Source organism: Limimaricola variabilis (genome assembly GCF_034371605.1).
Classification (GTDB): Bacteria; Pseudomonadota; Alphaproteobacteria; order Rhodobacterales; family Rhodobacteraceae; genus Limimaricola; species Limimaricola variabilis.
Genome location: NZ_CP139691.1, coordinates 1,975,797 through 1,995,530, shown reverse-complemented (window position 1 = coordinate 1,995,530; position 19,734 = coordinate 1,975,797). Strand labels below are relative to the sequence as shown.

The 19,734-nt window shown below is 67.7% G+C and carries 16 protein-coding genes; 8 read left to right on the top strand and 8 right to left on the bottom strand.

Going from position 1 to position 19,734, the window contains the following annotated elements; genetic code table 11:
- The first annotated feature begins 14 nt into the window (after nucleotides 1-14).
- The gene (locus T8T21_RS09925; RefSeq protein ID WP_322335471.1) at nucleotides 15-953 is read left to right on the top strand and encodes a LysR family transcriptional regulator; all 939 of its coding nucleotides are present in this window, start codon (nucleotides 15-17) and stop codon (nucleotides 951-953) included.
- 161 nt (nucleotides 954-1,114) lie between these two features.
- On the opposite strand, the gene T8T21_RS09920 is transcribed toward T8T21_RS09925, so the two are convergent.
- The 4 genes from T8T21_RS09920 to T8T21_RS09905 form a co-directional block, all read right to left on the bottom strand.
- Nucleotides 1,115-2,569: an aldehyde dehydrogenase family protein gene (locus T8T21_RS09920; RefSeq protein WP_322335470.1), complete on the bottom strand. Its 1,455-nt coding sequence runs from the start codon at nucleotides 2,567-2,569 to the stop codon at nucleotides 1,115-1,117.
- A 36-nt stretch (nucleotides 2,570-2,605) separates the two neighbouring features.
- A complete protein-coding gene (locus tag T8T21_RS09915) occupies nucleotides 2,606-3,499 on the bottom strand; it encodes a dihydrodipicolinate synthase family protein (RefSeq protein WP_322335469.1) in 894 nt (297 codons plus the stop codon).
- A 1-nt stretch (nucleotide 3,500) separates the two neighbouring features.
- Nucleotides 3,501-3,842: a ferredoxin gene (gene fdxA, locus T8T21_RS09910; RefSeq protein WP_322335468.1), complete on the bottom strand. Its 342-nt coding sequence runs from the start codon at nucleotides 3,840-3,842 to the stop codon at nucleotides 3,501-3,503.
- A gap of 376 nt (nucleotides 3,843-4,218) precedes the next feature.
- Nucleotides 4,219-4,629 carry a hypothetical protein gene (locus T8T21_RS09905; RefSeq protein WP_322335467.1) on the bottom strand — a complete coding sequence of 137 codons (411 nt, stop codon included), beginning with the start codon at nucleotides 4,627-4,629 and terminating at the stop codon, nucleotides 4,219-4,221.
- Nucleotides 4,630-4,821: 192 nt separating this feature from the next.
- On the opposite strand from T8T21_RS09905, the gene T8T21_RS09900 reads away from it, so the two are divergent.
- Nucleotides 4,822-5,217, top strand: a complete 396-nt coding sequence (locus T8T21_RS09900) for a hypothetical protein (RefSeq protein ID WP_322335466.1) — start codon at nucleotides 4,822-4,824, stop codon at nucleotides 5,215-5,217.
- 1 nt (nucleotide 5,218) lies between these two features.
- Here the strand turns inward: T8T21_RS09900 and T8T21_RS09895 are convergent, their stop codons facing one another.
- Complete coding sequence (locus T8T21_RS09895; RefSeq protein ID WP_322335465.1) at nucleotides 5,219-6,361, bottom strand: THUMP domain-containing class I SAM-dependent RNA methyltransferase; 1,143 nt, start codon at nucleotides 6,359-6,361, stop codon at nucleotides 5,219-5,221.
- Between the two features lie 231 nt (nucleotides 6,362-6,592).
- On the opposite strand from T8T21_RS09895, the gene T8T21_RS09890 reads away from it, so the two are divergent.
- Together T8T21_RS09890 and T8T21_RS09885 are read left to right on the top strand one after the other, a co-directional pair.
- Entirely contained in the window at nucleotides 6,593-7,774 is a 1,182-nt protein-coding gene (locus T8T21_RS09890) for an ammonium transporter (RefSeq protein WP_322335464.1), read from the top strand.
- Nucleotides 7,775-7,851: 77 nt separating this feature from the next.
- A complete protein-coding gene (locus T8T21_RS09885; protein ID WP_322335463.1) occupies nucleotides 7,852-8,223 on the top strand; it encodes a rhodanese-like domain-containing protein in 372 nt (123 codons plus the stop codon).
- A gap of 54 nt (nucleotides 8,224-8,277) precedes the next feature.
- Here T8T21_RS09885 and T8T21_RS09880 read toward each other — a convergent pair whose 3' ends face one another.
- The gene (locus T8T21_RS09880) at nucleotides 8,278-9,072 is read right to left on the bottom strand and encodes an SDR family NAD(P)-dependent oxidoreductase (protein WP_322335462.1); all 795 of its coding nucleotides are present in this window, start codon (nucleotides 9,070-9,072) and stop codon (nucleotides 8,278-8,280) included.
- A gap of 145 nt (nucleotides 9,073-9,217) precedes the next feature.
- On the opposite strand from T8T21_RS09880, the gene treZ reads away from it, so the two are divergent.
- From treZ to glgX, 3 genes are all read left to right on the top strand, one after another.
- Nucleotides 9,218-10,975 carry a malto-oligosyltrehalose trehalohydrolase gene (gene treZ / locus T8T21_RS09875; RefSeq protein WP_322335461.1) on the top strand — a complete coding sequence of 586 codons (1,758 nt, stop codon included), beginning with the start codon at nucleotides 9,218-9,220 and terminating at the stop codon, nucleotides 10,973-10,975.
- Nucleotides 10,972-13,377 (top strand): malto-oligosyltrehalose synthase, encoded by a 2,406-nt coding sequence (gene treY, locus T8T21_RS09870; RefSeq protein ID WP_322335460.1) that lies wholly within the window; start codon nucleotides 10,972-10,974, stop codon nucleotides 13,375-13,377. Before treZ ends, treY begins: the two co-directional genes overlap by 4 nt.
- Before the next feature lie 154 nt (nucleotides 13,378-13,531).
- A complete protein-coding gene (glgX, locus tag T8T21_RS09865; protein ID WP_322335459.1) occupies nucleotides 13,532-15,652 on the top strand; it encodes a glycogen debranching protein GlgX in 2,121 nt (706 codons plus the stop codon).
- Between the two features lie 269 nt (nucleotides 15,653-15,921).
- Here glgX and T8T21_RS09860 read toward each other — a convergent pair whose 3' ends face one another.
- Both T8T21_RS09860 and T8T21_RS09855 read right to left on the bottom strand, forming a co-directional pair.
- Nucleotides 15,922-17,154 (bottom strand): hypothetical protein, encoded by a 1,233-nt coding sequence (locus T8T21_RS09860; RefSeq protein ID WP_322335458.1) that lies wholly within the window; start codon nucleotides 17,152-17,154, stop codon nucleotides 15,922-15,924.
- A 248-nt stretch (nucleotides 17,155-17,402) separates the two neighbouring features.
- Nucleotides 17,403-18,710 carry a dihydrolipoyl dehydrogenase family protein gene (locus tag T8T21_RS09855; protein WP_322335457.1) on the bottom strand — a complete coding sequence of 436 codons (1,308 nt, stop codon included), beginning with the start codon at nucleotides 18,708-18,710 and terminating at the stop codon, nucleotides 17,403-17,405.
- A gap of 158 nt (nucleotides 18,711-18,868) precedes the next feature.
- Between T8T21_RS09855 and T8T21_RS09850 the strand changes: the two genes are divergently transcribed.
- Nucleotides 18,869-19,723: an SDR family oxidoreductase gene (locus T8T21_RS09850; RefSeq protein ID WP_183473286.1), complete on the top strand. Its 855-nt coding sequence runs from the start codon at nucleotides 18,869-18,871 to the stop codon at nucleotides 19,721-19,723.
- The last annotated feature ends 11 nt before the right edge of the window (nucleotides 19,724-19,734 follow it).

Below are 19,734 nucleotides of genomic sequence, written 5' to 3'. Positions count from 1 at the left end.
GTCGGAGCGACGACATGCATGCTGCCTTCCTGCGCTATTTCTCGGTCGTGGCCCGTGCCGGATCGATCCGCGCGGCGTCCGAGCAGCTGCATGTCGCCTCCTCCGCGATCAGCCGACAGATCCAGAAGGTCGAGGATGAGCTCGGCACGCCATTGTTCGAGCGGCTGCCCGGCGGGCTGCGGCTGACCCAGGCGGGGAAGATCCTGCTCGCCCACGCGAACCGGACACTCAACGATTTCGAAGTGCTGAAAGGAGAGCTTGGGGCGCTGCGCGGCGAAAAGACCGGCACCGTTTCGATCGCCTCTCTCGACAGCCTGCTGGTGAGCTTCCTGCCGGAGCAGATCGGGCAGTTTCATCGTGCCCACCCCAAGGTCGATTTCCGGGTCCGCAGCGGCGCGCATGGCGCCGTGGCGACCATGGTCGCCGAGGGCGAAGCCGATCTCGGCATCACCTTCAGCCTCGCGCGCCCCGAAGACACCGAATTCGTCGCACCCATCCCGATGCCTTTGATGGCGATGGTCGCGGCGGATCATCCGCTGGCCAAGCGCGGCTCGGTGACGCTGGCCGAATGCGCCAGCTACAACCTGCTCCTGCAGCTCGATACCGCACCGATCCGCTCGTTGATCGAGATGGAGCTCTCGGTGCTGAACCGCACCGGCCGGGTGCTCGCTGCCTCCAACAACCTGATGATGCTCAAGCCATTGATCCTCGAGGGCAACGGCGTCGCCTTCTACACGCCGCTCGGCATGGTGCGCGAGCTGTCCGAGGGAAGCATCGTCGCCGTGGCGCTCGAGGGCACGCGGCTGGGCGGGCTGGAGCTGGGGCTGCTGGTGCCGCGCCGGCGGAAGCTGACGCAGGCCGCCGAGGCGCTGATCGAGCAGCTTTCCGACGGGCTGGCCGAGCTGCGCGATACCCCCTGGATGCGCAAGTTGACGGGCCTGGAAACCGCCTGAAGGCCAAGCCGGGGAAACATTCCCGGCACACCCACCAACCCGCCGCGATCGACTGGTCGCGGCGGTTTCTTTTTCACGCTGGTCGATGCGAAAAGGCGCGCGCCGCGGGGGAGCGGACGCGCGCCTGGGGCCACCGGGAGGAGGGGGTGACGCCGTTCCGGTCAGGCCTTGATGTAGCTGGTCTTGACCGTGGTGTAGAACTCGCGCGCGTATTGCCCCTGCTCGCGCGGGCCATAGCTCGATCCTTTACGCCCACCGAAGGGGGTGTGGTAATCGACGCCTGCCGTCGGCAGGTTGACCATCACCATGCCGGCCTCGGCGTTGCGGCGGAAATGCGCGGCGTGGCCGAGGCTGGTGGTGCAGATCCCGGCGGAGAGGCCGAAATCGGTGTCGTTGGCCACGCGCAGCGCCTCGTTGTAATCGGCCACCTTGATCACCGTGGCGACGGGGCCGAAGATTTCCTCGCGGTTGATGCGCATCTCGTTGGTGGTGTTCGTGAACAGAGCGGGTGTCATGAAGTGCCCGGGGGTCGGCCCTTCGATCACCTCGCCGCCGCAGACCAGCGTGGCGCCTTCCTCCTGGCCGATCTTCACGTAACGCTTGTTCTGTTCGAGTTGGTTTTCGTCGACCACCGGACCGATATGGACCGCGCCGTCCATCGGGTCGCCGACCTTGAGCGCGCGCAGCTTCTCGGTCAGCGCTTCGACGAAGCGGTCATGGATGGCTTCGGTCACGATCAGCCGCGACGAGGCGGTGCAACGCTGCCCGGTCGAGAAAAAGGCGCCGTTGAGCGCGCAGTCCACCGCCGTGTCGAGATCGGCATCATCGAGCACCACGAGGGGGTTCTTGCCACCCATCTCGAGCTGCACCTTCTTCATTTGCGCCACGCATTTCTCCGCGACCATGCGCCCGGTCTCGACCGAGCCGGTAAAGCTCACCGCGTCGATCTCCGGGTTCTCGAGGATCTCGGCGCCGACCTCGGAGCCACGACCCATGACGAGGTTGAACACGCCCTCGGGTACGCCGGCCTCGTGCAGGATCTCGGCTAGCGCCCAGGCACAGCCCGGCGTGAGGTCGGCAGGTTTCAGAACCACGCAGTTGCCATAGGCCAGCGCCGGGGCGATCTTCCAGGCCGGGATTGCGATGGGGAAGTTCCACGGGGTGATCAGGCCGATCACGCCCAGCGCCTCGCGCTGCACCATGACCTCGACGCCGGGGCGCACGCTGTCGATCGCATCGCCGGTCTGGCGCAGCGTCTCGCCCGCGAAGAAGCCGAAGACCTGGGAGGCGCGCATCACCTCGCCCTTGGCCTCGGCGAAAGTCTTGCCCTCCTCGCGGGCCAGCAGTTCGCCCAACTCGTCCACGCGCGCGGCGATGGTGTCGGAAACCTTCTTCAGCAGGTCGTGGCGCTGCTGCGGGCCCGACTTGCTCCATGCCGGAAAGGCGGCGCGGGCGGCCGCGATGGCGCGCTTGGCGTCGTCGCGCGAGGCGCGGGCATAGCGGCCCACGATTTCGTCGGTGTTGGCCGGGTTGCGGTTCTCGTTGATCTCCGCGCCCTCGACCCATTCGCCCGCGATCAGGTTGCGGTGCTGCTTGGTCACGTCGTTCATCTTCATCCGGTCTGTCCTGTCTGGTCTGGAGGTGGCCGGCGCTCAGGCCGGCTCGGAGGCGAGCACGAAGGGGGCGGGCAGGGTCCGTCCCTGGTCCTCGGTGAGGGGAGCGAGCGGCGGCAGTACGCGGGCATAGCCCGGCATGTCGTGCAGCCGCGCCACCAGCGCCTTGACGCTGGGGATCAGGGGCGTGGCCGCGATGGCCCGGCGGCGCCGGCCGACTTCCTCGGCGAGAGCGGCGTCATGGGGATCGGCCCAAAGCCGCTGCGCCAGCGGCGCGGTGAGATTGACGGTGGCCGAGATGCAGCCCGCGAAACCGTGCTTGGGCGCCTGCGCCAGCGCGGCCTCATCGCTCGGAAATACGTCGAAGCCGTCGATGCGGGCGAGATCGGCGGCGTAGTCGAGATCGCCCGAGCTGTCCTTGGCGCCCCCGATCCGGTCTGGAAAGCGCGCCTTGAGCCAGGCGGCGAAGCCGATCTCGAACCGCAGGCCGGTCATCTGCGGGAAATTGTAGAGATAGATCGGGATCGGCCGATCCGCGGTGGCCTCGACCAGCCCTTCGAAGAAGGAATACAGCCCGGCCTCGTCCACGCCCTTGTAGTAATAGGGCGGCAGCACCAGTGCCCCGGCATAGCCCAGCTCCGCCGCGTGGCGGGTCAGGGCCACGGTGGTGGCGAGGTCGGGACAGCCCGTGCCAACCATCATCCGGCCGGGCGCGATCCCCTGCGCCATGACGCTCATCAACTCCATCCGCGCCGAGGCGGGCAGCGAGCTGGCCTCTCCGGTGGTGCCGAGAAGGTTGAGCCCGTCGCATCCATTTTCAATTAGCCAGCGCGCGTGGCGCAGCGTCGCCGCATGGTCGGGACTGCCCCCTTCGTTCAGGGCCGTTGCGATCGCGGCGATGACGCCGCGAAGGGGGGGAGTGGTCGTCTGCATGTCAGGCAATCCGGCGTTCGGGTTCGGGATAGGCGGCGACGAGGGGGTGGTCGGCCTCGGTCGACACCGACTTGTCCCAGCCGCCGGGATCGCCGAGACCCGTGACCTCGGGGCCGAAGAACTCGCGGTTGATCGCCGCGAAACGGCGCGCCTCGTCGGGCAGCTCCTGGTCGTAATGGATCGCGTCGACCGGGCAGATCGACAGGCAAAGGCCGCAATTGATGCATTCCTCGGGATGGATGTAGAACATCCGGCCGCCCTCGTAGATGCAGTCGGCCGGGCAGGCGAGGGTGCAGGCGCCGTCCTTTATGTCGATGCAGGGATCCGCGATCACATAGGCCATGGCTGGTCGCTCCTTGTCGTCATGCCGGGACTATCGAAGGCGCGGGTGATCCAATAAAGAACAGAATTCCGGGGAGGTCGTTGCCGAAACGGCAATAGATGGCCACTTGGCTTAGCTTGGGCGGGGCCCAACCGCCAAATGCCCAAGCGAGCGCCGAGGCGCGACGACTATTAGCTCGACATCCCGGCTTCGGACGCGGACCCTCATCGACCGATCGTGGCCTTGATGCGCGACGGTGCGCCTCCCGGTCCCGAGATGATGGGGCCCTACTGAATCGTCCATCCCTATGACAGCGATCCCGCCCACGAGGGGCAGCACGCGCCGGATCGCAGCATCTGACAACTCGTCTCTCTCCGCCGGGAGAGGTGAAGCGCGCTCAGTCGTCGCCGAGGCCCAGATTGCGGACCACCCGCATTCCCGCCGCGGCGTCGGCGAGGGCATCGATCGCGAACATGGCGGCCATGAAGGCGGCCATGCAGATGGCATAGTTCACGCCAGTCTGGATCAGCCGCTTGCGACGCGTGTCGGTCCGCGCGAAGAGCGGGATCTCCGGGCGCAGCAGGAAGACGGAGGCGAGATAGGCGAGGAGCAATGCCGAGAGCGCCCAGTGCAACAGCCGAAACCCCAAGAGCTCGGTCTCGATGGCGATCAATCGCGCCAAACCGACCAGCAGCCCCCAGCGTAGCACGGTGAAGATCTCGGTCGCGATCGCCTCCAGCCGGGTGCCGAAGGCACGGCGGAATCGATCTTCTGAAAGATGATCCAGCAGGGACCGGATCGAGGCCATGATCGCATCCTCCTCGGAGGGGGCAGGTCGGGCCCGACCATTGAACACCTTCCGTGCGGAGGCGCAAAGCCCGGAGCGACGACGGAATCTGGCCTCCGCCTCCGCCTTTCGCACGGCAGGGTTGTTTTTTATGCGTCAGGTCCCTGTTCGGGAGACCAGGCCGCCCTAATTCCCGCGCGAGGAGGATTGGGCATGGAAGCGGCTATGGTGGAGGATGCGGACGGCCTCGAGATGGTGGACGCCGCGGGCGTGGCGCACAGGCTGCGGCGCTGGGTGCCACTTGGTGGGCGGCTGGCGCAGTCCTGGAGCGAGGCGGGCCGGATCGTGGGCCGCCGGGAAGGGCAGCGCATGCTCTACCCGCTTTGCCAGTTCGATACCGAGGGGCTGCCCTTGCCGCAGATGCACGGGGTGATCGCGGCGCTGCGGCCATGGCTGTCCGAGACGGAGATCGTCGCTTGGCTCGGCACGCCCTGTCCGGATCTGTCGGGGAGTCGGCCGGCGGAGTGCCTGTCGGCGATGCCGGATGCGGTGCTGCACGCGGCGCGGCGCGCCGCCGACCCGGCGCGGGTCGTCACGGCGGCGGAGTAGCTCAGCCCAGCGGCGGGGCGGTGAACAGCGTGATCCTGAGCCCGCCATGCGGGATCGGCGGCCCCCAGGCCTTCAGTGGCAGGCCGGTGGCCCGTGCCAGTCCCGGCTCGCTGGTGACGAGCCCGACCCGCCAGCCCCGAAACTCGCGGCGCAGCGTTTCGCCCAGCGCCCCGTGCAACGCGTAGAGCAACTTCTTGTTGCCGATCCGACCGCCATAGGGCGGGTTGACCATGACAAGACCAGGCGGTCCTTCGGGGGGGCGGGCGTCGCTCACCGCCGCGTGGCGGAAGGTGACGCTCTCGGCGAGCCCCGCGCGCTCGGCATTGGCGGTGGCCCCAGCCACCGCGCCCGCGTCGCGGTCCGACCCGGCGAACCGCAGTTCGGTCGATACCGGGGCGGGCAGGGCGTCGCGCAGTGCGGCATAGCGCTGGGCATCGAAGCTCGCCAGCCGTTCGAAGGCAAAGCTCCGCGCCGCCCCGGCTGGCTGACCGCTGGCGATCGCCGCCGCCTCAAGCACGAAGGTGCCCGAGCCGCACATCGGATCGTAGACCGGCTGGTCGCCGCGATAGCCGCAGGCGCGCAGCATGAGCGCCGCCAGCGTTTCGCGCATCGGCGCCTTGCCGACGAACTGCTTGGTGCCGCGCCGGTGCAGCGGCGCGCCGGAGCTGTCGATCGAGAAGGCGACCGCATTGTCCTCGATCCGCACCCGCAGGGTGAGCGGCGCCTCGGCCGTCTCTTCCTCGTCTTCGCTCCCAGGCCCCACGATGCGGGCGCCGAAATCTGCGAGTGCCGCCTCGATACGCTGCTTGGCGGCCCCGGCATGGTAGATCTTGGAGCGACGGCAGACCGCGTCGACCCGCACCGCCTCGCCGGGATGCAGAATCTCCTGCCAGGGAAACTTGCGCGACCGCTTGTCGAGCTGGGCGAGGTGAAAGGCCATGAAGCCGCCGATCCCGACGGTCACCCGGCCCGCGCCCCGCAGCACGAGATTGGCGCGCCAGACCTCGTCCCAGCCGCCGCGCGTGGTCACCCCGCCCGGCACCGTGACCGGATCGACGAAGCCCTTCTCGCGCGCTTCGTCGGCCAGCAGCTGTTCCAGACCCGGCGGGGCTTGCAGGAATATCTCGAGGGGTGCATCGCTCATGCGGCCTCCCTTAGCGGCTCGCAGGCGGGCGCGCGACGGGAATCTCGCGCAGTTGCCGGGTTTCGGGAGAGCCGCGCAAACATGCAGGCAAGGTCGCATTGCGCTCGTTTATTGTGCGGTTAACGAATTGCCCCCTGATCGCGCAGCGTCACGAGGCGTCGCCGTTTATTTGGTCGATCCCATCGGCTTTCTCGCCTCAACCCTCGCGGATTGGCGGAAGGAGCCTACGAGATGAATGGAGCGGATACGGCCTGGATCATCACGGCCACGGCGCTGGTACTGTTCATGACCCTGCCGGGTCTGGCGCTGTTCTATGGCGGGCTGGTGCGCTCCCGCAACGTGTTGAGCGTGTTCATGCATTGCTACGCCATCGCCTGTCTGATGAGCGTGCTGTGGTTCCTGCTGGGCTACTCGATCGCCTTCGGCCCGGGCGAGGGCGGCCTCTGGGGCGGGCTGGGCAAGGCGCTGCTCGCGGGCGTCGATGCCGACAGCCTCGCCGGCACGCTGCCCGAGATCCTGTTCTTCGCCTTCCAGATGACCTTTGCGATCATCACCCCGGCACTGATCGTCGGCGCTTATGTCGAGCGCGCGGGCTTCGGCTTCGTGCTGCTGTTCTCGGCGCTGTGGATGCTGATCGTCTACGCGCCGGTGGTGCACTGGATCTGGGGCGGCGGCATGCTGGCCGATGGCGGCATCTTCGGCGAAACCGGCGTTCGCGACTTCGCGGGCGGCATCGTGGTGCACGAGACCGCCGGCATCGCGGCGCTGCTGCTGGCGATGTTTCTCGGTCCGCGCCGCAACACCACCACCCCGCCGCACAACCCCGGCTACGTGATGATCGGCGCGGCGATGCTCTGGGTCGGCTGGTTCGGCTTCAACGGCGGCAGCCAGCTCGCCGCCGATGGCGGCGCGGCGATGGCGATCACCGTCACCCACCTCTCGGCCGCGACCGCCTCCCTCACCTGGGCGCTGTGGGAGCGGATCAAGTTCGGCAAGGCCTCCCTCGTGGGCCTCGTCACCGGCACCATCGCGGGCCTCGCCTCGATCACCCCGGCCTCGGGCTTCGTCGGCCCCGTCGAGGCGCTGATCATCGGCGCGGTGGCGGGCGTGCTGTGTCAGGAGGCGGTGCACCTGTTCCGGGTGAAGCTGAAGATCGACGACTCGCTCGACGTCTTCGCGGTGCATGGCGTGGGCGGCATCTTCGGCACGATCATGATCGCGGTCTTCGGCGCGGGCACGTGGGCGGCGCAGCTCGGCGGTCTCGCCGTGGTCGGGATCTGGACCGTGGTGGCGACGGTGGTGCTGATCAAGCTGGTGGGCCTCGTGACGCCGCTCAGGGTCAGCCGCGACATCGAGACCGAGGGGCTCGACCTCGCGGTGCATGGCGAGCGGGCCTACGACGCCGCCTCTTGAGGGCGGCCCGCGACAGGCTAGATTTCGCGGCGCGGCATCCTCGGGGTGTCGCGCCGTTTTCAATTCAGGGGGCATCCATGAAGACCGCCAAGGACTATCTCGACGAGGCCAACGCGCAGGTCACGCGCATCCCGGCCGAGGAGGCGATTAAGAAGCACGGCACCGACGCGCTCTTCGTCGACGTGCGCGATTCAGGCGCCATCGCCAAGACCGGCACCATCAAGGGCGCGCTGCATGCGCCGCGCGGCTTCATCGAGTTCATGGCCGACGAGAACAGCCAGTACCACGATCCGAAGTTCCGCAAGGATGCCGACATCCACCTCGTCTGCGGCGCGGGCGGGCAGGCGGCACTGGCGGGCAAGACCCTCAAGGAGATGGGGTTCCAGAAGGTCACCAACATCGGCGGCATCGGCGACTGGAAGGAAGCCGGTGGCCCGATGGAGGAGTGATCCGACACGGATCGCAGGGCAGGGGCCGCGCCGATGGCGCGGCCCCTTCGTGTTTCAGATGTTCATCGTGCCGACCGAGCCGCCATCGACGCGGTAGGCCGAGCCCACGGTGAAGCTGGCACGGTCCGAGCACAGCAGCGCGATCACCGGGGCCACCTCCTCGACCCGGCCGCGGCGGCCCAGCGTCAGGAAGGGGCGCTCCTCCTTGAGGAAGCTCTCGATCGCCTCGTCCCGGCTCACGCCCAGTTCCTCGGCGCGCTTGTCCATCATGCCGTCGGTCATCGGCGTCTCGATGAAGGCGGGCGAGACGGTGTTGAACAGCACGCCCTTGGGCGCATAGGGCATCGAGACGCATTTGGTGAAGTTCAGCAGCGCCGCCTTGGCGGCGTTGTAGACGGCCTCGTCGGCATAGGGCTGCACCGCATTCTCGGAGGTCACGAAGACCACCCGGCCCCAAGCCTTGTCGACCATGTGCGGCACCAGCGCGCGGCTGAGGCGCACGGCGGACATGAAATCGATCTCCCATGCCTCCATCCAGTCGTCGTCGGTCATCTCCAGCGGATCGCCCTTGGCGCCGGTGACGCCCGCGGCGTGGACGAGGATGTCGCAGCCGCCCTCCTGCGCCATGCGATCGGCGAGCTTCGCGATGTCACCGGTATCGGTCAGGTCCGCGGCCATGTGGCCGCCGAGCCCGTCGATCTCGGCCGCGGCGCTGTCCAGTTCCTCGGCGTCGATATCGCTCAGGAACGGTATTGCGCCCTCGTCGATCAGCAGCCGTGCCACCTCCTTGCCCATGCCGCCGGAGCCGCCCGTGATCAGCGCCCGCTTGCCCTTGATACCCAGTTCCATGTTCCATTCCTTATTGGAGATGGCCTTTCAGCCTGTCGGCGGGTCAAGAGCAGGGCCACAGGAGATGTTCCCCGATATCGGTGGGACGGAACGGAACCGCCCCCTGTGCTGACCCGTTCGCGTCAGAGGGCCAGAGAGGACGATCATGAGCACGCACACGCCGCCCGCGCGGGGCAACACGTCATCGCAATCGCGCTGGGGCGCACATCGTGACGGCGAGCGGTGGCGCTTCGGCCTCTGGGCGCCATCCGCCAAGACCGTCGCGTTGTGGCTCGACGGCGCCGAGACCGCGATGGAGCGGGATGACGACGGCTTCTGGAGCGTCACCGCTCCGGCGGAGACGGGTCAGGACTATGCCTTCGTGATCGATGGCGAGCGTCGCCCCGACCCGGCCGCCCGGCAGCAGGCAGGCGACGTGCACGGGCCCTCGCGGCTCGTCGATCCGGGCGCGCGCGAATGGTCCGGCGGCTGGAAGGGCCGGGCTTGGGAAGACGCGGTGATCTACGAGATGCATGTCGGCCTCTTCACGCCGGAGGGCACGTTCAAGGCCGCTGCGGCCAAGATGAAGGACCTCGCCGCGCTCGGCATTACCGCGATCGAGCTCATGCCGGTGGGCCAATGGCAGGGCGCGCGCGGTTGGGGCTATGACGGCGTTCTGCCCTATGCGCCGCACCCCTCCTATGGCACGCCCGAGGAAATGCAGGAAATGGTCGAGGCGGCCCAGGCCGCCGGGCTTATGGTGATCCTCGACGTGGTCTACAACCATTTCGGCCCCGACGGTGCCTATCTGCACGCCTATGCGCCCGAGTTCTTCGAGGAGGAGCGGCACACGCCCTGGGGCGCGGCCATCGATTTCACCGAGCCGGCGGTGCGCGAGTTCTTCATCGAGAACGCGCTCTACTGGCTGCGCGATTACCGGCTCGACGGGCTCAGGCTCGATGCGGTGCACCAGATCATAGATCCCTCGCCGCACCATGTGCTGGTGGAACTGGGGGAGCGGGTGCGCGACGCGGGGCTGGACCGGCCTGTCCACCTGATCACCGAGGACGAGCGCAACGAGCCGGAGCTGCGCGATACCGGCTGCTATGTCGCGAGCTGGAACGACGATTATCACCATTCGGTGCATGTCGCCTTGACCGGCGAGAGCGAAGGCTATTACGCCCCCTTCGCGCATGACCCGATCGGCGACCTCGTGCTGGCGCTGACCCGTGGCCATGTCGAGGAGGGCCAGCCGCGCCATGGCAAGGAAACCCGGCGCGGCCGCCCCGCTGGGCACCTGCCCTGGACCGCCTTCGTCAACTCCAACCAGACCCATGACCAAGTCGGCAACCGGGCGCTGGGCGAGCGGCTGATCTCGCTGTCGGACCCGCGCGGGGTCGAGGTGGCGCATGCGCTGCTGCTGACCGCGCCCTTCGTCCCGATGCTGTTCATGGGGGAAGAGGTGGGCGAAACCGCGCCCTTCCTGTTTTTCTGCGATCACGACGGCGAACTGGCGCGGCTCACCCGAGAGGGGCGGGCCCGCGAGTTCAAGGATTTCCTGAGCTTCGGCGAGGAAGTGCCCGATCCGAACGCAAAGCAGACCTTCGAGGCCTCTCGCCCGTTCGAGGGGGACGCCGACCAGATGGAACATTGGCGCGATCTCACGCGACGCTTGCTGTCGCTGCGTGCGGAGCGCATCGTGCCCTTGATGAAGTCGGGCCGCGCCGGTCCCGCACGCGTCACCCGCACCGGGCCGCGCGCGATCTCGGCATGCTGGCCCTTCGCTAAGGGGGAACTCGTGGCCCGGATCAATCTCGGATCGCCACCCGACACCACGCCCACCTCCGAACCGGAGGATTTCACCCTGGGCGACGTTGCCGTCGACCCTTTTGCCTTCGCCCTGACCGTGAGCCCGCATAAATGACCACGACCCAGCTTCCCCGCGCCACCTACCGTCTGCAGCTGCGCGAGGGCGTCGATTTCGACACGGTGCGACGGCTCGTGCCCTATCTTGCCGGGCTGGGGATCAGCCACCTTTACCTGTCGCCGATCTTCACTGCCGCCTCGGGTTCGACCCATGGCTATGACGTGACCAACCCAGCCGAGATCGACCCTTGCCTCGGCGGGCGGGAGGGCTTTGACGCGCTGGCGCAGGCGGCAAAGGCGGCGGGTCTCGGCATCATCCTCGACATCGTGCCCAACCACACGGCCTTCCATCTCGAGAACCCTTGGCTGCGCGACGTGCTGCGTCACGGCCAGGACAGCCGTTATGCCAGCCATTTCGACATCGACTGGAGCAAGGGGCGGCTGGTACTGCCCTTCCTCGGCCAGCCCTTCGAGGAGATGCTCGAGGCCGGGGCCTTCCGGCTCGAGGCGGGCGAGGAGGGACCGCAGCTCGCCACCGAATACTTCGCCGTGCCGATGGCCAAGGGCACCCTGCCGCCCGAGGATCAGCGCCGCGACCCCGAGGCGATCCGCGAGGCGCATACCGCGCAGCCCTGGCGGCTGACGCATTGGGAATACGAGCGTGACGGTGTCACCCATCGGCGGTTCTTCAACGTGACCGGTTTGATCGGCATGCGGGTCGAGGACGAAACGGTGTTCGACGACATGCATGCGCTGCTCTTCGACCTGCTCGACAGGGATCAGGTGCAGGGCATCCGGCTCGATCACATCGACGGGCTGGCCGACCCGGCCGCCTATCTGCACCGGCTGCGCGAGCGGGTCGGCGACACGCCGGTCTGGATCGAGAAGATTCTCACCGGCGACGAGACGGTGCCATCGGATTGGCCGATCGAGGGGACCACCGGCTACGAGGCGGCGCGCGCCATCGCCCGCATCCTCGCTGACGCCGAAGGCCTGTCGCGGCTCGACGAGAGCTGGCGCCGCGAGACCGGGCGCGAAGGCAGCTTCCACGACGCGCTGCTCAAGGCCAAGCACGAGGTGATCCGCCAGGAACTGGCGGCCGAGCTGCACCAGCTGATCGACATGGCGCGGATCGCCGTCGGTCCCGAGGACGCGCTCGAGATCGGCGACGAGGCGCTGCGCGAGGCGATCATCGCGCTGCTCGTAGCCTTCCCGCGTTACCGGACCTACTTCGCCGAAGGAAAGGCGCCCACCGAGGAAGAGCGGGCGCTGATGGAAAAGGTGGCCGAAGAGGCCGGGGAGGGGCTGCGTTCGGACGCCACGGTCAAGCGCATCGCGGGCTTCATCACCGACCCCGAGACCCCCGAGGAACGGGCGCTGCAGGTCCGTTTCCAGCAGGTCACAGGCGCGCTGTTGGCCAAGGCGCACGAGGATACGGCGGGCTTCCGCTGGAACCGCTTCATCGCCGCCAACGAGGTCGGTGCGGACCCCGACGCGCCGACCGTCTCGCCCGAGGAGCTGTCTGGCTGGATGCAGCGCCGCGCCGCGTCGGAGATGACGCTCACTTCGACCCATGACACCAAGCGCTCCGAGGATGCGCGGATGCGGCTGGTCGCGATCAGCCACCTGCCCGAGGCCTTCCTCGCACTGTGGGACAACAGCGAGAGCGTCGAGGGCGCGCGCGACATCGACCCGAACCTGCGCTGGTACATCCTGCAGACCCTGCTGGCGATGTGGGAGGAAGGACGCGACGACATCGCCGAGCGGCTCGGCCAGCATGTCGAGAAGGCAATGCGCGAGGCCAAGGAGGTCACCACCTGGACGCATCCCGACGCCGATGCCGAGGCGGCGGCGCAGCGTTTCGCCAAGGCGCTGGCGCGAGCCTGGGAGGGCGAGCTGCCCGCGGGCGCGGGCCAGCTGATGGCACGCGGCGAGGTGCTGTCGCTGGCGCAGACGGCGATGAAGCTGGTCATGCCCGGCATCCCCGACATCTATCAGGGGACCGAGGTCGGGGCCTTCCAGCTCACCGATCCCGACAACCGCATGGCCGTGGATTTCCGCGCCATTGCGACGCTGGCCACCAAGGGCGCACCGGAGTGCTTCCAAGGCGATCTGGCGCTGGACGAGATCCCCGGGCCCGCCGCGACTGATGGACCCGCGCCGGAGCCGATGCCTGAACAGGACAGCTTCGCGGGCCGCAAGGCGCGGCTGATCTGCGCGGGTCTGGCGCTGCGTCGCGCGCGACCCGGCTTCTTCGAGACCGCCGATGTGCGGGTCGAGGCGCCGACCGCGCAATCCCTGCTGTTGGTGCGCGAGGGTGGCGAGGGTCGGCTCGAGTTGCGCATCGACCGGCAGGGCCATGCCCCGGAGGCGCCGCGCGGCGGCGAGCCGGTCTGGCCGCGCCACGAGGCGGACGGGGACGCCGCGATCCGGCTGGATTGGTTCGCAGCCGAAAGCTGACCGAGGAACCGCTTGGGTTCGGTCGGCGTTGCCGCAGGAGCCTCCCCACGGTCGGGGGCGTGTTCGCGCGCCTCCTCCCCCCTATTTTTCCGGCGCCACCGCGCCGGTCATCCGCGCCGCCCGTCGGGCGCCGCCATGGAGTTCAGACATCCCGATGGCCAAGGACACCCATCCGAACCTGCCCGCTTTCGATTTGGCCGCGTCGCGGTCGGACGAGCTGGGCGCCAATTATGACGGCTACGGCACCAATTTCGCGCTCTGGTCCGACAACGCGACCCGCGTGCAGCTCTGCCTCTTCGATGACGAGGGCAAGGAGCAGATCGCCTGTCTCGACCTGCCCCGCATGGAAGGCGGGGTCTGGCATGGCTACCTGCCCGATATCGGGCCGGGTCAGGTCTATGGCTACCGCGTGCACGGCCCTTGGGCGCCCGAGCAGGGGCACCGCTTCAACCCCAACAAGCTGCTGCTCGACCCCTATGCCTGCGAATTGATCGGCGAGATCAAGTGGGATCCGGCGCTGTTCGGCTACACCCAGCCGGGCGACGACCTGCAGGGACCGGACCCGCGCGACAGCGCGCCCTTCATGCCCAAGGGCGTGGTGGTCGATACCGATTTCGATTGGGAGGCCGACAGCGCGCTGCGTCGCCGCTGGCAGAACGGGCTGATCTACGAAACCCATGTGAAGGGCGCGACGATGCGCCACCCGGACGTCCCCGAGGAGGATCGCGGCACCTTCGCGGGTCTCGCCTCGGACGCCTTCATCGATCACCTGACCCGGATCGGCGCCAGCGCGGTCGAGTTGCTGCCGATCCACGCCTTCGCCAATGACGGGCATCTGGTAGACAAGGGACTGTCGAACTACTGGGGCTACAACACGCTCTCCTTCTTCGCGCCGCACAAACCGTATCTGAAATCGGGCTTCTACCGAGAGGTGAAGCAGGCGGTGAAGAAGTTCCACGCCGCCGGTCTCGAGGTGATCCTCGACGTGGTCTACAACCACACCTGCGAAGGCAACGAGATGGGGCCGACGCTGTCGTTCCGCGGCATCGACAACGCCTCCTACTACCTCCTGTCGCCCGAGAACCCGCGCCACAGCTTCGACACCACCGGCACCGGCAACACGCTCAACGTGGCGCATCCGATGGTGCTGCGCATGGTGCTCGACAGCCTGCGCTACTGGGTGCAGGTGATGCATGTGGACGGCTTCCGCTTCGATCTCGCCTCGACGCTGGGACGCGAAGCGCAGGGCTTCGAGCGCGAGGGGTCGTTCTTCGCCGCGATCCGCCAGGACCCGGTGCTCTCTAAGGTCAAGCTGATCGCCGAGCCTTGGGATATCGGCGATGGCGGCTATCAGGTCGGCGGTTTCCCGTGGCCGTTCCGCGAATGGAACGACAAGGCGCGCGACGACATCCGCGCCTTCTGGCGCCGCGACAAGGGGCTGGTGCCGGCGATGGCCGAACGGCTCACCGGCTCGCCGGTGCAGTTCAACCATTCGCACCGGCCGGCGACGTCCTCGATCAACTTCATCGCCGCGCATGACGGCTTCACCCTGTGGGACACGGTGTCCTACAACGAGAAGCACAACGAGGCGAATGGCGAGGATGGCAAGGACGGCCACTCCAACAACCTCTCCGACAACATGGGTGTCGAGGGCGCGACCGATGACGAGACCGTCAATGAAAGCCGCGTCCGCCGGGTCAAGGCGATGCTCGCCACGCTGCTGATGAGCCAGGGCGTGCCGATGATCCTCGCCGGTGACGATTTCGGCCAGACCCAGGACGGTAACAACAACGCCTATTGCCAGGATAACGAAATCACCTGGCTCGACTGGGAGAACAAGCGCGAAGAGATCACCCGCGCGGTGGCCGACCTTATGGCCTTCCGCAAGGGCGAAGGCGGCTTGGCGCGGCTGCGCTTTGCCCGCGCGCCCGAGGACGCCCCCGATGGCGGCCCGACCGTCACTTGGCGCCACCCTGAGGGGCGACGCATGGAGCCGGGCGACTGGGAGAACCCCGATCTCGATTGCTTCGGGATGCGGCTGGTGCCGCATGCCGAGGGGCGCGAGGTGATGGTGGTGCTGAACTCGGGCGACAATTGCGAGTTCAAGCTGCCCAAGGGCGGCTGGCGCCGGGCCATCGACACGACGCTGGATCCGGTCAGCTGCGATCTGCCCGAGCAGGGCGTTGTCGGCGTCGGCTGGCAGTCGGTTGCCGTCTGGGTGCCGGACCCGGAGGCCGCGGCAGCCGATGAGGCGGAAGCCGAAGACGAGGCCTGAGCTCCAAGCGTGGCGGGCACGGGTTCGCCACGCAGATTTGAGGGTCAGAAGTCTTAGGTCTTAGGATGGCACGTTCGGGAAACTGAGACATACCTTTAGCGCCTACCGGGAAAACCCCGGTAGGCGTTTGACTTTGGAGTCCTGGGTTCGGTGGCCTTTGGAGGGGTACCGGGGCATTCCCCCGCATCAACGTCCATTGCAAAACATGCCCGGCGCTTCTTGGCGGATTGACCAGCCATTTGCTCAATCCGGCAAGCAGCCAAACTTGTTCACGTGCCCTTTCGCGACCGCTCCGTTGCGATGACGACCGTGGCGAGGGCCGCCGACCCGGCGATCAGCACGACAAACAAGGCCAAGTAGCCAGCCAGTGCCACCACGCCGGAGGCCAGGAGCGATGCGCCGGTCGCTGCCAGCGTGCCATAAACATAGGACTTGCTCGAAATGGCGCTGATTTCCTCGGCAGAGAAGAAGCGCAGTTGAGCGTAATACGCCACCATGAACAGGATGTTCGACACGACATGCGCGGCGAAGGTCAACCCGTAGGCAAGTGACGCGGAGGCCGTGGCCCAGATCGCGAAATAGAGGCCGCAATAGGCCAGCAGGCAGCCCGGGAGCAGCAATGGCATCCGGGCGAGACAGTCGAGCGACAGGGGTCGTGCCACGATCGGACCCGCGATCTGGCCAAAGGCACGCACCACCAGAAAGACCAGCACCGGCGAGAACGCCATGCCTATGTCGCTGCCGTCGAAATCCTTGGCGTCGATGATTGCCGGGCCGAGGCTCATCAGTGGCCCGCCAAAGGCCGCGAGGATCGGACCGATCCAGAAGGCGCGCCGCTGCAACGGGGCGAGATCGCCGAGCGCTGGCTCGGGCGCGTCTCGTTCGGGGCGATGGGCGAAGCGTGCGGGGCCGCGCCGGATCAGCAGACAGAACGCCACATAGGCCACGGCAAAGGTGAGGGCGTCGATCAGCAGCAGCTGCTCCGGATCGACAGCCGACAACAGCACCGTGCCGCCTACCAAGCCGAGCAGCGTTTGCGCCGAGAAGGCGATGGTATCGACCGAGGCGAGCGCCTCCAATTCGTCCTCGTGGAAGTTCTTGCGGTCGTAGAGCGACTGGTAGCCCGCCAGGAAACCCGTCGCGGCTGATACGGCCATCTCGCTGAACAGCAGCAGGAACAGGTTGCCCTGATCGTAGCCAATCCAAGTCACGAGCAGGGCTGCCGTCGCAACCAGGGTCGAGCCGCGCAGGGCCGAACCGATGTTGAAGAGGTGGCGGTAGAACCGCGCTGCCTGCGCCGCGAGAAGCCCGGGCAGCAGCCCGAGAACGTAGATCAAGGCATAGATCGGTGCCCCGGCATCGGCCTCCGACACGGTCTTGTATATGACGAGGCCCGTGAAGACGCTGCCGACGAGGCTCAGCGTCTGCGCGGCGGTCAGGGTGAGGTAACTTGGGTGGCGTGCCAGCAGCGCGAAAGGCCCGGAAATGGCGTTTGTCGACATGTCATCCATTCCTGACGCTGCATCCGGGGGCCAGCTAGACGCTTTCGAAATGAATGGATGTCATGCGAGAAAATGCGCCGCAACTCTCGATCGACGTACCTGCTTCGGGCATCAATCCCATGTTGATGGGCCGAAGTGTCGATTTCGGCTGAGAGACTAATGTGATCCCGGCCTGTGTGTTCTAGCTCCCGGAACGTGCCAATCTCCGGGAGCGGGGTCTTTCTTGGTTTATGGGAGCAGGCGGGCGGTCAGCCCATCGCCTCCTCCGACGTCGAGGGATGCACGCCCAACGCCCGGCGCATGCTGTCCCGGTCGGGGCGATGCAGCAGCATCTGCGCGGCCCAGGCGATCGCCTCATGCGCGCCCTCGGCCACCAGCGAGACCGAGGTGACGGCCTGCTCCGATCCGCCAAGCCCGTAGTAATCCTGCGGCGCATCGGCGCGAAGCGCCGCCGAGAGCGGCGCGAGCGCGTTCCCTTCGAAGATGGCCTCCTTCGCTGGCTGTCCGACCTCTGCCACGGGCGGCAGGATGAAGGCGGTGATGGCGACATGGCGCAGCTCGACGGGCGGGCGATGCGCGCCGAAAAGCTGTCGCGCCAAGGTCTCGCCATCGCTCGACGCCACTGGTGTCAGCGGCAGCCGGTCGGCACAGTCGCCCACCGCATGCAGCCCCGGCAGCGATGTCTCGAAGCTCTCATCGACCTTCACCACGCCTTTTTCGGTCAGCGCCACGCGCTCCTTCAGATCGCCGAGCGCCTCCAGATTGGGGGCGCGGCCGGTGGCGGCGACGACCTTTTCGACCTTCAGCGAGGTCTCGGCGTCGAGCACCAGTTCCAGCCCATGCTCGCCCTTGCGCACCGCCTCGGGGGTGCAGCCGGTGATGATCCGGATGCCCTGCGCCACCATGTTAGCCTGGCCCACATTCGCGGCGGGCTCCGAGAACTCGGTCAGCACCCGGTCGGTATCGGTGACGAGCGTCACCCGCACGCCCAGCGCGGCGTGGATCGCCGCCATCTCGCAGCCGATATAGCCCCCGCCGATGATCGCCATGTCGCGCGGCAGCGCGGTCCAGTTCAGCACCGCATCGCTGTCACAGGCAAGCTCCGCCCCCTCCATGTCGGGTTTGACCGGCCGACCCCCCGTGGCCAAGACGACGCGCGGCGCATGCAGCCTCTGGCCCGAGATCGTGACCTCGCCCGGCGCGGTCAGTTCGGCCGTGTCCTCGATCAGCGTGACACCCGCCTCACGGAGCTTGTCGCGATAGCTTTGCCGGATGCTTTCCAGCTTATCGCCCCGAGCGGCGCAGAACCGCGCGAGATCCACCTGCGGCACCGGGCCGAGGAGCCCCGCCCGCGTCAGCCCCGCGCTCCGGTGCAGCGCATCGGCCATGGTCCAGAGCATCTTCTTGGGCACGCAGCCGCGATTGACGCAGGTGCCGCCCAGCTCGGCCCGCTCGATCAGCGCCACCTTCGCGCCGAGGTCTGCCGCGTGGCGGGCAAAGGACAGCCCGGCCGAGCCGCCGCCGATGACGATCGCGTCGTATTCCGTATCCACCATGCGCCATGCTCCTTGTGCCGGTCAGGTGGGCAACCGGGGGCCGGGGCGACGGGTTCCGCCCGGGCCGGCGGACAGCCGCGCGCGCGCCGTCCCTGCCGGAACCGCGCCCAGCCGCCGCCGTTGTTCGCAGGAACGCCCAAGCGACAGGGGAGACAGCCATGAGCGAACCCGAACACGTGCCTGCCCAGAGCCAGGACACCATGCCCGGCAACGAACACGAGATGCATCCCGCCCCCGACTACACCCCCCGCCATCCCGGTGTCGGCAAGCTGAAGGGCAAGGTGGCGCTGGTCACCGGCGGCGACAGCGGCATCGGCCGCGCCGTCTCGGTGCTCTTCGCCCGCGAAGGGGCGAAGGTCGCGATCGCCTATCTCGAAGAGGATCGCGATGCCGAGGACACGAAGAAGCTGGTCGAGGCGGAGGGCTCCGAGGCGCTGCTGATCCGCGGCGATCTCGGCCAGAAGGCGCATTGCGAGAGCGCCGTGGCCAAGACCGTCGAGCGTTTCGGTCAGCTCGACATCCTGATCGTCAACGCCGCGCAGCAATGGCTCGACGACGGGCTGGAGGACATCTCGGAAGAGCGGCTGCGCCGCACGGTCGACAGCAACGTGATGCACCCGATGTTCATCACCCAGGCCGCGCTGCCGCATCTCAAGGAAGGCGACGCGATCGTCTACACGACCTCGGTGAACGCCTTCAAAGGCAATGCCGGGCTCGTCACCTACTCGACCACGCGCGGCGCGACGCTGGCGCTGTCGCGTTCCATGGCCAGCGCGCTGGCCGAGAAGGGCATCCGCGTCAACGCCGTGGCGCCGGGGCCGATCTGGACGCCGTTCATCCCCGGCTCCATGCCGCCCGAGATGGTCGAGGATTTCGGTGCCGACACGCCGCTTGGCCGACCCGGCCAGCCTTGGGAGGTGGCCACCGCCTACCTGTTCCTGGCCTCGTCCGACGGCAATTACTTCACCGGTCAGACACTGCATCCGAACGGCGGCAAGATCGTCGGCGCGTGATGCGATTGAGA